We start from the raw sequence: 15143 nt of genomic DNA, 5'->3' as shown, positions 1-15143 counted from the left end.
CACCAGCGGCCTGGCAAAGCCAGTTCCGCGGTGTTCCTGGTATCAAGTTCTCTTGTTGGCTGTATTGGAAAGCGGGTTGCACCATGAGTGCTCTTTGGACTGACGTCGAAATCGGGTCACCTTGCGCCACATCGCCCAGGATCGAGCGCGAGACCCACAAGCTGGAGAAGCGGCTGTGCCGAGAGGTCGGCCGCGCCATCTTCGACTACAACATGATCGAGGCGGGCGACAAGGTCATGGTCTGCGTCTCTGGCGGCAAGGACAGCTACGCGCTGCTCGACATCCTGCTCAAGCTCAGGGCCCGCGCGCCGGTGCACTTCGACATCGTCGCGGTCAACCTCGACCAGAAGCAGCCCGGCTTTCCCGAGGAAGTGCTTCCCACCTACCTGAAGGCGCTGGGCGTGCCCTTCCACATCGAGGAGCAGGACACCTACTCCATCGTCAAGCGCGTGATCCCCGAGGGCAAGACCACCTGCGGCCTGTGCAGCCGGCTGCGCCGCGGCATCCTCTATCGCGTGGCCGACGAGCTGGGCGCCACCAAGGTCGCGCTGGGCCATCACCGCGACGACATGCTGCAGACCTTCTTCCTCAACATGTTCTTCGCCGGCAAGCTCAAGTCGATGCCGCCCAAGCTGGTGAGCGACGATGGCCGGCACATCGTGATCCGGCCGCTGGCCTACGTGGCCGAGAAGGACCTGGTGCGCTGGGCGCAGCACCGCGCCTTCCCCATCATTCCGTGCACGCTCTGCGGCAGCCAGGAGAACCTGCAGCGCAAGCAGGTCGGCGAGATGCTGCGCGAATGGGAGCGCAAGCACCCCGGACGCATCGAGAACATGTTCAACGCGCTGCAGAACGTGGTGCCCTCGCACCTGCTGGACGGAACGGCCTTCGACTTCAAGGGTCTGAGGACGACCGGCGTGGCCGACGAGGAAGGTGACAAGGCCTTCGATCCACCGGATTTCCCGCCGCCTTCGCCGCTTCGCGTCGTGCAGCTTTGAGGGCGGGGCCTCGCGCGAGGCTGGCCCGCCGACGAGGAGATCCGCATGAAAAAGTCCAGAGTCGCCGCCCTCGCGCTTTGCACCGGCCTCGCGGGCTGCGCCACCCGCTGGGTGGTCGACAGCGATGTCCGCAGCTTCTCGAGCCTCGGCGCCGTGCCTGCAGGCGCCACCTACCGCTTCGAGCGACTGCCCTCCCAGCAGGCCAGCGAGGCGCAGCAACAGCAGCTGGAGGCGATGGCCGGCGCCGCGCTCGAACGCGTCGGCCTGCGCCGCGACGATGCCAACCCGCAATACACGGCGCAGATCGGCGCACGCGTGACGGCCGAGCTCTCGCCCTGGGCCGACCCTTGGTACTTCCACGGCGCCTGGACCCCGGGCTACCGGCCCTGGGGCTACGGTGCAGGCTGGCACGGGCGCGGCTGGTATGGCGGCGGCTGGTACGGGCCGGCCTTCACGCCGCCGGCCAATCCCTGGTATGCGCGCGAGGTCAGCATCGTGCTGCGCGAGCTCCCCTCCAACCGCGTCGTCTATGAAACGCACGCCCGCAACGACGGCCCCTACACCGCAAGCGGGGCCGTGTTGCCGGTGATGTTCCAGGCCGCGCTGCAGGGCTTCCCGAATCCGCCGGCCGGCGAGCGGCGGGTGGACATCGAGATCCCTGCCGCCAGGAACTGACGTTCGGAGTCCACCCCCTCCTAGAATCTTTCCAATGGAGGCCACCCGACTCATCGCCGTGCGTCACGGCGAAACCGCCTGGAACGTCGACACCCGCATCCAGGGCCAGCTCGACATCGGCCTGAACGACACCGGCCTGTGGCAGGCCCGGCGCGTCGGGGAGGCGCTGGCGGACGAGCCCGTCGCCGCCATCTACGCCAGCGACCTGGCCCGTGCCTGGCAGACCGCCCTCGAGATCGCGCGCCCGCGCGCCATCGAGGTGCTGCCCGAGCCCGGGCTGCGCGAGCGGGCCTTCGGCCACTTCGAGGGCCGCACCTTTGCCGACATCGACGCCTCGCTGCCAGAACAGGCCCGGCTCTGGCGCACCCGCGACCCGGAATTCGCGCCGGAAGGCGGCGGCGAATCGCTGCTGGCGTTCAGGCAGCGGGTAACCGGCATCGCGGGGCAACTGGCGCAGCGGCATCCGGGCGAGTTGGTCGTGCTCGTGGCCCATGGCGGCGTGATGGACGTGCTCTACCGCGCCGCCACCCGCCAGGAACTCCAGGCCCCGCGCACCTGGCACCTGGGCAATGCCGCCATCAACCGCCTTCTCTGGACCCCCCAGGGGTTCACGCTCGTTGGCTGGGGCGATGTCAGTCACCTCGACCACGGCACGCTGGACGAAGCGACGACCTGAGCCGCCCCGCGGGCGAAACGCCTGAAATAGAACTTTTCTATGAGTTCTTACCGCTTTCAAGCCTTTTGCAGTACCCCCTTTGTATTCAAAATGTAAAAACAGGGGCAAAATCGTGACCAGACGGGTTTCAGGCTGACACGCCGAACGCAACCAAATGCGTGGAGTGTCGCAGGGTGTCCGAACGGCATAGGCGGCCAGCATGGCTTTCGTAAGGTGGCGCGATTCGCCCCCGGAGAGCAATATCGGCCCTGGTGGTTTGAATGCTTTGTAGTTAATCACCGCGGGGTCGATACATGTGTCGCCAGTTGCGGCATCGATACACATACGGGGTTAGGAAGGCAAGGGCAGTTCAATGCGGAATCAACAGTTCATGGAGCACGAACCCCTCCCCCCTTCCTCGACCGAGGCCGGCGCGCTTTCACTCGCTGACCTGTTCGCTCCCCGTTCCAGCAAGCCGGGTCAAGCCGCAGTACACGCTTCCAGCCTCGACATTCCGGCGGCGCTCGCAGCGCGCTGGGCGTCGGAAGCCCAGCAGGGCGGCTATCTCCCGGACACCCTGTTCGCCGCGGCTTGGGTGCTGCTGCAGTCCCACTGGCTAGGTCAGCCCTCAGTGGAATTCCACGAGGCGCTGGGCGCCGGCGCCTCGGCCCGGCTCGCATTGCACTGCGACCGGGACAGCTCGGCCTGGCAATGGATCGCACAGGTCGACCGCGCGCGCCGGGACGCGCAGCCGGTCGAAGCATCGGCCAGCCCTTTTGCCCGCTGGCTGCGCGAAGGCGTGGCCCATGAGGCCGACGGCACCGTCATGCTTCAGCTGGGCTTGCAGGCGCCGCCCGGCCTGCCGGCCGCACTGCGGTTGACCGGCGCCGCCTCGCTGATGGACAGCGCGATCGAGATCAGCCTGCTGCTGGCCGTAGCCGATGCCGCGGCCGACCTGCTCGACCACCCGGAAGCCCGCCTGGGCGAGATCCGCACCCTGCCGGCCGCGGACCGGCAGCGGCAGCTCGAGACCTGGAACGCCCCGCCCGGCGCCTTCGACCGGGCGCTGACCGTTCACGCCCTGTTCGAGCGCCAGGTGGCCGCGCGGGGCGACGCCGTCGCGCTGATCGGCGAGACGGGCGCGCTGAGCTATCGCGAGCTGGACCAGCATGCCGAATCGCTGGCCCGCCGGCTGCAGGCGCGCGGCGTGCGCGCCGGCCACACCGTGGGCGTGCTGCTGGATCGCTCGAGCGCCGCCGTGGTGGCGCTGCTCGGCATCCTGAAGGCCGGCGCGGCCTACGTGCCGGTGCAACCCGATTTCCCGGCCGAGCGCATCGCCTTCATGCTGGCGCATTCCGATGTGGGGCTGGTCGTGACGCAGGCCGCCTACAAGCCGCTGGTGCCGGCCGAGCGGCCGCTGCTGGCCATCGACGAGCAAGGCGCCGCCGAGGGCGATGGAAAGGCCGCGCTGCCTCCCTTCGCACCCGCAGCCGCGGATGGCGAATCCGTCGCCTACGTGATGTACACCTCCGGCTCGACCGGCACGCCCAAGGGCATCGAGATCTGCCATCGCTCGATCCTGCGGCTGGCGGTCGATTCGAATTACGTCGAGCTGCCGCCCGGCGAGGCCGTGCTGCATGCGGCGCCGCTGGGCTTCGATGCATCGACGCTGGAGATCTGGGGCCCGCTCCTCAATGGCGGCATCTGCGTGGTGCACGACGAGAAGGTGCCCAGCGGTGCCGGCTTGGCGCGCACCATCGCCCGGCACCAGGTGAAGACCGCCTGGCTGACGGCCGGCCTGTTCAACGCCGTGGTGGACGACGACCCGGTGCAGCTCGCCGGCCTGCGGCAGTTGCTGACCGGCGGCGAGGCGCTGTCGGTGCCGCATGTGCGGCGCGCGCTGGCGGCCCTGCCGGACACCACGCTGATCAACGGCTACGGCCCGACCGAGTGCACCACCTTCGCGGCCACCCACCGCATTCCGCGCGAGCTGCCGGCCGATGCGCGCTCGGTGCCGATCGGCCGTCCCATCAACGAGACCGCGCTGCGCGTGCTGAGCCCCTCCATGGCGCTGCTGCCCGCGGGCCTGGTCGGCGAGCTGTGCATCGGCGGCCGCGGCCTGGCGCGCGGCTACCTGCAAAGCCCTGCGCTCACGGCCGAGCGCTTCGTGGCCGATCCCTTCGCCGACGGCGAGCGCCTTTATCGCACCGGCGACCAGGTGCGCTGGCTGCCGGACGGCACGATCGAATACATCGGCCGCATCGACGGCCAGGTGAAGATCCGCGGCCACCGCATCGAGACCGGCGAGATCGAGGCCGCGCTGCTGGCCCATCCAGGCCTCAAGTCCTGCGCGGTCGTGCCACAGAAGGACGCGGCCGGCCGCCTGCGCCTCGTCGCCTACCTGGTGGCGCGGGATGCCGAACTGCCCTGGAGCGCGCTGCGCCAGCACCTGGCCGAACGCCTGCCGGAGCCCATGATTCCCGCGGCCCAGGTGTGGCTCGCGCAGTTGCCCGTGACCACCAACGGCAAGCTCGACCGCCGCGCCCTCCCCGAGCCGCCGCGCCAGCGGCCCGAGCTGGCGCAGCCCTACGCTGAAGCGCGCAACGAGACCGAGCGCCGCGTCTGCGCCGCCTTTGCCCGCGCGCTGGGCCTCGACCAGGTCGGCCGAGACGACAACTTCTTCGACCTGGGCGGCGATTCGCTGCTGGTGCTGCGGGTGCTCAAGGACCTGCAGCAGGGCAGCACGCGCCGCCTCAGCACCAACCTGTTCTTCCGGCAACCTACGCCGGCCGCGCTGGCGGGCGACATGCAGGCCGCCGAGACCACCCCGGTGGCAGCCCCTGCCGAACGCGCGCCCGCCCGGCCCGCGGCCGGCGCCGACAGCGAAGCCGTCGCCCTGGTGGCGATGGCCGGCCGCTTCCCCGGCGCCGCGGATGTCGAGCAGTTCTGGGACAACCTGATGGCAGGGCGTGAGTCGATCAGCTTCTTCGACGATGCGACGCTCGATGCCGGCGTCAGCGCCGCGCTGCGCGCCGACCCGCTGTACGTGCGCGCCCGCGGCGTGCTCGACGGCATCGAGAACTTCGACGCCGCCTTCTTCGGCATCAACCCGAAGGAAGCCGAGCTGATGGACCCGCAGCAGCGCGTCTTCCTCGAGATCTGCTGGGAATGCCTGGAGCGCGGCGGCTACGCGCCCGACCAGGCGCCGGGCCCGGTCGGCGTGTACGCCGGCATGTACAACGCCAGCTACTTCCAGCGCCACGTGTCCACGCGGCCCGACCTGGTCGAGATGGTCGGCGAGTTCCAGGTGATGCTGGCCAACGAGAAGGACTACATCACCACCCGCGTCGCGAACAGGCTCAACCTGACCGGCCCGGCCGTCAGCGTGCACACCGCCTGCTCGACGTCGCTGGTGGCGGTGGCCCAGGCCTTCCACGCGCTGCGCACCGGGCAGTGCCGCATGGCGCTGGCCGGCGGCGCCTCGGTCACCTGCCCGCCGAGGAGCGGCTACCTCTACAACGAAGGCTCGATGCTCTCGCCCGATGGCCACACGCGCAGCTTCGATGCCAAGGCCAAGGGCACGGTCTTCAGCGACGGCGCGACGGTGGTGCTGCTCAAGCGCCTGTCCGACGCGATCGCCGACGGCGACACCATCTACGCCGTGCTGCGCGGCGCGGCCGTCAACAACGATGGCGGCGCCAAGGCCAGCTTCACCGCACCCAGCGTGGACGGCCAGGCCGCAGTGATCGGGGCTGCGCTCGCGCAGTCCGGCGTGGAGGCGCGCAGCATCTCCTACGTCGAGACGCACGGCACCGCGACGCCGATGGGCGATCCGATCGAGGTCGAGGGCCTGGTGCGCGCCTATGCCGCGCACACGGCCGACAAGGGCTTCTGCACCATCGGCTCGCTCAAGAGCAACGTGGGCCACATGGTCACGGCGGCCGGCGCGGCGGGCCTGATCAAGACCGCGCTCGCGCTGCACTGCGAGGCGATCCCGGCCAGCCTGCACTACGAGACGCCGAACCCGGCCATCGACTTCGACGCCACGCCCTTCAGCGTCAACAGCCAGCTGCGCCCGTGGCCGCGCGGCGCCGCGCCGCGGCGCGCCGGCGTCAGCGCCTTCGGCGTGGGCGGCACCAACGCGCACGTGATCGTGGAAGAGGCGCCGCTGCGCGAGCCCTCCGATACGGCCACCGGCCCGCAGCTGCTGGTGCTGTCGGCCCGCTCGCCGGCCGCGCTCGCGACGGCGGCGGCCCAGCTGGCCGATCACCTCGACACCCACCGCGAACTGCCGCTGGCCGACGTCGCGCACACCCTGCGCGTCGGCCGCAAGGCCTTCGCCCAGCGCGCCTGCGTGGTGGCCTCATCCATCGACGAGGCCGTGGCTGCCCTGCGCACCGCGGATTCCCCCGCCCGTGCCGGCGCCGCCGCCCCGGCCTGGGTGCCGCAGCCGGTGTTCATGTTCCCCGGCCAAGGCGCGCAGTACGCGGGCATGGGCCTGGCGCTGCACGCGGCCGAGCCGGTGTTCCGCGCCGCCTTCGACGAATGCCTGCAGGCCTTCGAGGGCGTGCTGGACTTCGATCTGCGCGAGCGCATCGCCTCGGAAGATCCGACGGCGCTCTCGCCCACCTCGGTCACCCAGCCTGCCACCTTCGCGCTCGAATATGCGCTGGCCCGCCAGCTCATGTCTCTGGGCGTGCAGCCGGCCGCGATGATCGGCCACAGCGTGGGCGAATTCGCCGCCGCCGTGCTGGCCGGCGTGATGCGCCTGGAAGACGCAGCGCGGCTGGTCGCACGCCGCGGCGCGCTGATGCAGGCGCAACCGGCGGGCATCATGCTCTCGGTGCGCCTGGCCGCAGCCGAGCTGCTGCCGCTGCTGCCCGAAGGCATCTCGCTGGCTGCGGACAACGGCCCCGCGGTGTCGGTCGCCGCCGGCCCGGCCGAGGCCATCGAGCAGCTGCGCGCCGCGCTCGAGGCCAAGGGCATCGTCGCCAAGGCGCTGCAGACCTCGCATGCCTTCCACTCCGCGATGATGGAGCCCGCCGTCGCGCCCTTCGAGGCCCTGGCGGGCGAGCTCAGCCTCTCGGCACCTCGCCTGCCGATCTACTCCACCCTCACCGGCCGCCTCCTGACAGCCGAGGAAGCGACCGACCCGCGCTACTGGGCCCGCCATCTGCGCGAGACGGTGCGCTTCTCGCCCGCCGTGCGCGAGGTGCTGGCCCAGCTCGCGCATCCGCTCTTCGTCGAGCTCGGCCCACGCAACACCCTGGCCACGCTGGTGCGCCAGCACGCGAGCAAGGCCCAGCCGGCGCCCGCCGTCTCGCTGCTGGCCGACCAGCCCGCGAGCGAATGCGCCGCCTGGCGGCTGGCCGCGGGCCGGCTGTGGGCACAGGGCGCCGAGATCGATCTCTCGCCGCTGGACCGTCGTGCGCGCAAGCACCGCGTGCGCCTGCCCACCACCCCCTTCGAGCGCAAGCGCTTCTGGGTCGACATCGCATCGTCGGCACCGGTCGCGCCTGCGCTCGCTTCTTCTTCCACACCTGAACCTGGACCCCAGGCCCCATCGATTCCGGAGTTGACACCCATGACCGCCGCAGCCGCCATTTCCCCGCCACCCGCGCGCCGCGCCTCGCTCGTCACACGCCTGCGCGAGCTGTTCGAGAACCTCTCCGGTGCCGACATGGCCGAGGTCGACGGGGCCGCGCCCTTCGTCGAGATCGGGCTGGACTCGCTCACGCTCACCCAGGCCGCGCTGCAGGTCAAGAAGACCTTCAAGGTCAACCTGAGCTTCCGGCAGCTGATGGAGAGCTATCGCAGCTTCGATGCGCTGGCCGAATTCCTCGATGCCACGCTGCCCCCGGAAGCCGCGCCCGCGATGCCGCCCGCAGCGCCGATGCCCGCGGCCGTGGCGCCGCAGCAGGCGGCGGCAGCGGTGCCTGCGATGGCGATGCCGGCGGTGCAGGTCCTGCAGCCCCTGCCTGCCGTCGCGCACGCCGGCGGCAGCCTGGTCCAGCAGGTCATCGCGCAACAGATGCAATTGATGCAACAGCAACTCGCATTGCTGTCGGCGGCGCCGACGGTTCCGGTCAGCCCCGCGCTGCCGGTGCCGGCGGTGGAGCAACCCACGCCCATGGCCACCGCCGCGGCCACGGCGTCCAACACCCCCGAGCCGGCTCCCGAGGAGCCGGTCCCGGCGCCGACGTACGACGTCAAGAAGGCCTTCGGCGCGATCGCGCGCATCCACACGCAAAGCAAGGAGCCGACCGAACGCCAGAAGGCGCGGCTGGCCGCCTTCATGCGCCGCTACGTGGAGCGCACGCAGAAGAGCAAGGCGTTCACCGAGCACAACCGCCCGCACATGGCGGACCCGCGCGTGGTCAACGGCTTCCGGCCCGCGACCAAGGAGATCACCTACCAGATCGTGATCGAGCGCTCCAAGGGGTCGCGCCTGTGGGACATCGACGGCAACGAGTACGTCGACACGCTCAACGGCTTCGGCATGAACCTCTTCGGCTGGACGCCGGACTTCATCAACGAGGCGGTGAAGAAGCAGCTCGACCTGGGCTACGAGATCGGCCCGCAGCACCCCCTGGCGGCCGACGTGACCCGGCTGCTGTGCGAGCTCACCGGCTTCGACCGCGCGGGCCTGTGCAACACCGGCTCCGAGGCCGTGATGGCGGCGCTGCGCATCGCGCGCACCGTGACCGGCCGCAGCACGGTGGTGCTGTTCACCGGCTCCTACCACGGCACCTTCGACGAGGTGCTGGTGCGTGCCGGCCGCAGCGCCAAGGGCATGTCGGCCGCGCCCGGCGTGCTGCAGGGCATGTTCGGCGACGTGCGCGTGCTGGACTACGGCACGCCCGAGGCGCTCGAATTCATCCGCGCCAACGCCGACGACCTGGCCGCCGTGCTGGTCGAGCCGGTGCAGAGCCGCCGGCCCGACTTCCAGCCGCGCGAGTTCCTGCGCGAGGTGCGCGCCATCACCGAGAAGTCCGAGACCTGCCTGATCTTCGACGAGGTCATCACCGGCTTCCGCTGCGACCTCGGCGGGGCGCAGGCGCTGTTCGGCATCCGCGCCGACCTCGCCACCTACGGCAAGGTCCTGGGCGGCGGCATGCCCGTCGGCGTGATCGCCGGCAAGCGCACCTACATGGATGCGCTGGACGGCGGCCCCTGGCAGTACGGCGACGACTCGGTACCCACCGTGGGCGTGACCTACTTCGCCGGCACCTTCGTGCGGCATCCGCTCGCGCTGGCGGCCTCCAAGGCCGCGCTGGAGCACCTCAAGCAGGACAACAACAAGCTGCAGACCCAGCTCAACCTGCACACGGCGGCGATGGCCGACGAGCTCACGGCCTTCTGCCGCGAGGTCGGCGCGCCGCTGGAGATCCGCTACTTCTCGTCGCTCTGGCGCGTGAGCTGGCTGGAAGACCATCCGCTGCAGGACCTGCTGTTCGCGATGATGCGCAGCCGCGGCGTGCACATCCTGGACAACTTCCCCTGCTTCATGACCACCGCGCATTCGCAGCAGGACATCGCGACCATCAAGTCGGCCTTCAAGGAGTCGATCGCCGAGATGCAGGAAGCCGAGCTGCTGCCGCGCCGCGCGGCCCCCCGGATGGCCCTCGATCCGGCGCATCCTCCTACGCCCAACGCCCGCCTCGGACGCGACAAAGACGGCCAGCCTGCCTGGTTCGTGCCGGACCCCAAGGCCCAGGGCAAGTTCACGAAGTACCAAGCATGAGCCGCACAGCCGCTCCCAAGACGAATAGCACCGTAGCCCGCAGGGCGGAGGTTAATGAATGAGCGCCGTTGCCACCCTCGCTCCCGAGGACACCACCGAGGACTTCGATCCCTTCGCCTCGGGCCTGATCGAACGGATCGTTCCCACCACCGAGGCCCAGCGCGAGGTCTGGCTCGGCGATCGCCTGAGCCCCGAGGCCTCGCTGGCCTACAACGAGTCGATGCGCCTGCGCCTGAAGGGCGTGCTGGACACCGCCGCGCTCGCCCTGGCGCTGGACCGCCTGGTGGGGCGCCACGAGTCGCTGCGCGCCACCATCTCGCCGGACGGCACGCAACTGCTGATCGGCGAGCCGGCCCCGGTCGTCCTCGCCGAGCATGACCTGAGCACACTCGACCCGGCGGCGCAGGCGCGCCGGCTGGAGGACGACGGCCTGGCCGTGGTGCTCGAGCGCTTAAACCTGGAGCAGGGCCCGTTGTTCCGCGCCGCGCTCTACCGGCTGTCGTCCATCGATCATGTGCTGGTGCTCAGTGCGCATCACGCGGTCTGCGACGGCTGGTCCTGGGGCGTGATCAGCCAGGACCTGGGCGCGCTCTACGCCGAGCAGATCGGCGCCGGCCCGGCGCTGGAGCCGGCCGCCCAGTACTCCGACTACGCCGCCTGGGAAGCCAAGGAGGCGAACAGCCCCGAGATGGACGCCCACATCGGCTACTGGCTCTCGCGCTTTGCCGGCGGCAGCCTGCCGGTGCTGGAGCTGCCGCTGGATCGCCCGCGCCCGCCGGTGCGGACCTTCAACGCCTACCGCATCGACCATCTGCTGGAGCAGCCGCTCATCGACGGCCTGCGAAAGTTCGGCGCCAGTGCCGGCACCAGCCTGTTCGCCACCATGTTCAGCGCCTTCGCGGCCATGCTGCACCGCCTGACGGCGCAGGACGACCTGGTGATCGGCATCGCCGCCGCCGGCCAGATGCCGAGCGACATGCCCTCGCTGGTGGGCCACTGCGTCAACCTGCTGCCGATCCGGGTCGCGGTCGACGCGCAGGCTCCTTTCGACCAGCTGGCACGGACCTCCGGCAGCACCCTGCTCGACGCCTTCGAGCACCAGACCCTGGGCTACGGCGCGCTGCTCAAGAAGTTGCCGGTGCCGCGCGATCCCAGCCGCCTGCCGCTGGTGAACGTGCTGTTCAACGTGGACCGCGATGCGGCGCCCAACGACGGCAACTTCCCCGAGCTGAAGGTCGAGCAGAGCACCATCGGCCGGCGCTACGAGAACTTCGAGCTGTTCCTGAACATCACGCCCGTGGTGGGCGGCATGCAGATGGAGGCCCAGTACAACGCCGACCTCTACGACGACGCAACGGTGCGCAGTTGGCTGGACATGTACGAGCAGCTGCTGCGCGCCGTGGTCCGCCAGCCCTCCCAGGCCGTGGGCCGGCTCGCGCTGCTGTCTGAGGCGAAGGCGCACGCGCTGGCAGCCCTGCAGCCGGCGCCGACGCCGCTCGAAGGCGCGCCGCTGATGCATGCCGGCTTCCTGGCCCACGCGGCCTCCCAGCCCGAGCGCCCCGCCCTGCGCGACGGCGCCCAGCGCCTGAGCTACCGCGAGCTCGAGGAGCGCTCCAACCGCCTGGCCCACGCGCTGCGCGCGCGCGGCATGGGCCGCGGCGAACGCGTCGGCCTGTGCCTGGACCGCGGCTTCGACATGTTCGTCGCCCTGCTGGCCGTGCTCAAGAGCGGCGCGGCCTACGTGCCGCTGGACCCGGCCTTCCCGCAAGCTCGCCTGGACTACTACGCGCAGGATGCGAGGCTCGGCCTGCTGCTGACTTCCTCCACCATCGCCGCCGCGCCCAAGGCCTGGCGCGAGGACGCGGCCGAGCGCGTGCTGCTGCTCGACACCGATTCCGCCTGGCTCGACCAGCCCGCGACCGCCCTGCCGCCCGGCGCGCAGGACGCGCAGGCGGAAGACACGGCCTACGTGATCTACACCTCCGGCTCCACCGGCAAGCCCAAGGGCGTGTGCGTGCCGCACCGCGCGGTCGCCAACCTGATGCAGACGATGCAGCGCGAGCCGGGCATCGGCCCCGAGGACCGGCTGGCCGCCGTCACCACCCTGTCCTTCGACATGGCGGTGCCCGAGGTCATGCTGCCGCTGGCCGCCGGCGCGGAGATCGTGATCGTGCAGCGCGAAGTCGCGATGGACGGCAACCGGCTGCGCGCGCTGCTGGAATCCGAGGCCGTCACCATCCTGCAGGCCACGCCCGGCATGTGGCGGCTGCTGCTCGATGCGCAATGGTCGGGCCCGCGCGGCTTCCGCGCCTGGATCGGCGCCGAGCCGGTGCCCGCAGACCTCTCGCTCGAACTGATGGGCCGCACCAGCGAGCTGTGGAACCTCTACGGCCCGACCGAGACGACCGTCTGGTCCACCGTCTGGCGCATGGAGCGTCCGCTCATCGCGGCGCGCGGCGTCTCCATCGGCAAGCCGATGGCCAACACCGGCGTCTGGATCCTGGATGCCAACCTGCAGCCCTGCCCGATCGGCGTGCCGGGCGAGATCTGCATCAGCGGCCTGGGCGTGACTCTGGGCTACCTGGATCGCCCGGAGCTGACGGCCGAGCGCTTCGTCACCATCCCCATCGACGGCGTGCCGACCCTGATCTACCGCAGCGGTGACCGCGGCCGCTGGCGCAACGACGGCCTGCTGGAGCACATGGGCCGCTTCGACTTCCAGGTGAAGGTGCGCGGCTATCGCATCGAGCTGGGCGAGATCGAGGCCCGCTGCAACGAGGCCGAGGGCGTGGCGCGCAGTGTGGTGATCACCCGCGAGGACCAGCCGGGCGACGTCCGCCTGGTCGCCTACCTGGCCGTCTCGCCGGGCGCCAGCGTGGACCTGGCCGCACTCGACCGCCATCTGCGCAGCCGCCTGCCGCAGTACATGGTGCCGCAGCACGTGGTGCCGCTGGACGCCATCCCGCTCTTGCCCAACGGCAAGGTGGACCGCAAGGCGCTGCCCAAGCCCAGCGCCACGCACCAGGATGCCGGCGAGCGGCTGGCGCCGCGCAACGAGCGCGAGCGCATCGTGCTGCAGACCATGGAGCGGGTGCTCAACCTGCCGGGCCTGGGCATCCGCGACGACTTCTTCTCGCTGGGCGGCCACTCGCTGCTGGCGGCACGGCTGACCACCCTGCTGAGCCGCGAGTTCGAGCTCACCGTGCCGCTGCGCATGCTCTTCGAGGCGCCGACCGCCGAGCGGCTGGCCGCGGCCATCGAGGGGCTGAACGGCAGCAACGCGCCGCGCAGCGCGCCGATCGCGCACATGGCCGAGCGCCGCAGTGCCCCGCTCACGCCGATGCAGGAGCGCATCCGCTTCATCGAGGAGCTGCATCCGGGCCGGCCGACCTACAACGCGCCCTCGGCGCACCGCCTCGGCGGGCCGCTGGACGTGGAGAAATTCAAGGCCGCGCTCGCCATGATCATCGAGCGCCAGCCCTCGTTGCGCACCTCCGTCGGCCCCGATCCGGCCACCGGCGCGCCCGCCGCGCTGATCGCGGCGAAGGTGGACTACGAGCTGCCTGTCATCGACCTGGGCACGCTGCCGGCGGACCAGCGCGAGGCCGAGCTGGTCGAGCGCATGCACGCGCTGGCCGAGCGGCCGATCGACATCCACCAGGCGCCGATGTTCCACGCGGCCCTGTTCCGCATCGCCGAGGACGACCACGCCTTCGTGTTCGTGCCGCACCACCTAGTCTGGGACGGCTGGTCCTTCGACGTGATGCAGAGCGAGCTCTCGGCCATTTACGGCGCGCTGGTGCGCGGCGAGCCGCACGGCTTGCCCGAACTGGCCGTGACCCACGGCGACTATGCCGACTGGTATGCGAAGTGGCTGACCGAGCCCGAGTTCGAGTCGCAGCTGCGCTACTGGAAGGACCGCTTCGCCAACTCGCCAACGCCGAAGGCGCCGCGCACCGACATGCCGCGCAAGGCCGGCATGAGCGGCCAGGGTGGCGCGCACTGGATCACCGTCGACAAGGCGCTGACCGAGCGCCTGCGCGAGATCGGCCAGCGCAACGACGTCACGCTCAACATGCTGACGCTGGGCGTCTACATCCTGATGATGAGCAGCATCATCGACAGCCGCGCCATCGTCATCGCCACGCCGGTGCGCGGCCGCGAGGCGCCCGAGCTGGAGCCGGTGATGGGCTTCTTCAACAACGTGCTGCCGCTGTCCTTCCAGGTCGACCCTTCCCTGCGCTTCGGCGAGTTCATGCGCTACGTCAAGCAGGAGCTCATCGCGGTGATGAGCCACCAGCAGATCCCCTTCGAGCGCCTGGTGAGCGAGCCGGAGTTCGTGGAGCGGGCCCAGGGCGTGGGGCTGTACCAGGCCCTGTTCTCCTTCCAGGATGCACGCGAGCGCCCGCGCGACATCGGCGGCCTCGCGCATCGGCAGATGCACCTGCCGCAGCGCGGCGCGACCGACGACCTCGGCATCTGGCTGATGGACAAGCCCCAGGGCCTCGAGGGCGCCGTGGTCTACAACGCCGACATCTATCGGCGCGAGACCGGCGAAGCGTTCAAGGAGCGCTACATGGAGCTGCTGCGCCGGGTGGCCCAGCAGCCGGATACGACGCTTGCGACGCTCTCCGCGCCCGACGGCTCGGAGAGCGCGGTCTACCTGCAGCGCCTGGCCGCCGACGCGGCACCGGCGCCGAGCGCGGCCGAGACCGTGGCCGCGCGTCCGGCGCAGACGCAGCCTGCGCTGCTCCTGCCCGAGCAGGCCAAGCTGGCACAGATCTGGGCTAGCGCGCTCACCATCGACGTCAACGACATCCGCGCCAACGACAACTTCTTCGACCTGGGCGGCGACTCGCTGCTGGCGATGCGGGTGGTGCAGCAGGCCGAGCAGGTGATGGGGTTCCGCGTGGAGCCGCGCCGTTACGTGTTCGAGAACCTGGGGCAGCTCGCCTCAGCCGCTGCGGGGACGCCGCTCGAGGCGGCAGCCGCACCTGCCGCCGAGGGCAGCGCGAAACGCGGCGGCCTGCTGGGCCGGGTGCTGGGCTGGGGCCGCAAGCATTGAGGGAAT

5 protein-coding genes are annotated in these 15143 nt (G+C 70.7%); all 5 read left to right on the top strand.

Translation table 11 applies throughout. The features are described 5' to 3' along the window. The first annotated feature begins 83 nt into the window (after nucleotides 1-83). Entirely contained in the window at nucleotides 84-998 is a 915-nt protein-coding gene (ttcA, locus tag E5P3_RS05705; protein WP_162585096.1) for a tRNA 2-thiocytidine(32) synthetase TtcA, read from the top strand. Nucleotides 999-1043: 45 nt separating this feature from the next. Then, nucleotides 1044-1673, top strand: a complete 630-nt coding sequence (locus E5P3_RS05700) for a DUF4136 domain-containing protein (RefSeq protein ID WP_162585095.1) — start codon at nucleotides 1044-1046, stop codon at nucleotides 1671-1673. Between the two features lie 34 nt (nucleotides 1674-1707). Continuing rightward, nucleotides 1708-2349, top strand: a complete 642-nt coding sequence (locus E5P3_RS05695) for a histidine phosphatase family protein (protein WP_162585094.1) — start codon at nucleotides 1708-1710, stop codon at nucleotides 2347-2349. 370 nt (nucleotides 2350-2719) lie between these two features. Next, complete coding sequence (locus tag E5P3_RS05690) at nucleotides 2720-10072, top strand: polyketide synthase (protein WP_162585093.1); 7353 nt, start codon at nucleotides 2720-2722, stop codon at nucleotides 10070-10072. 58 nt (nucleotides 10073-10130) lie between these two features. Further along, nucleotides 10131-15137: a non-ribosomal peptide synthetase gene (locus E5P3_RS05685; protein ID WP_162585092.1), complete on the top strand. Its 5007-nt coding sequence runs from the start codon at nucleotides 10131-10133 to the stop codon at nucleotides 15135-15137. The last annotated feature ends 6 nt before the right edge of the window (nucleotides 15138-15143 follow it).

Source organism: Variovorax sp. RA8, assembly GCF_901827175.1.
Lineage (GTDB): Bacteria > Pseudomonadota > Gammaproteobacteria > Burkholderiales > Burkholderiaceae_C > Variovorax.
Note: the sequence above shows the minus strand (reverse complement) of the source record. Positions and strands in the feature narration are given on the sequence as shown.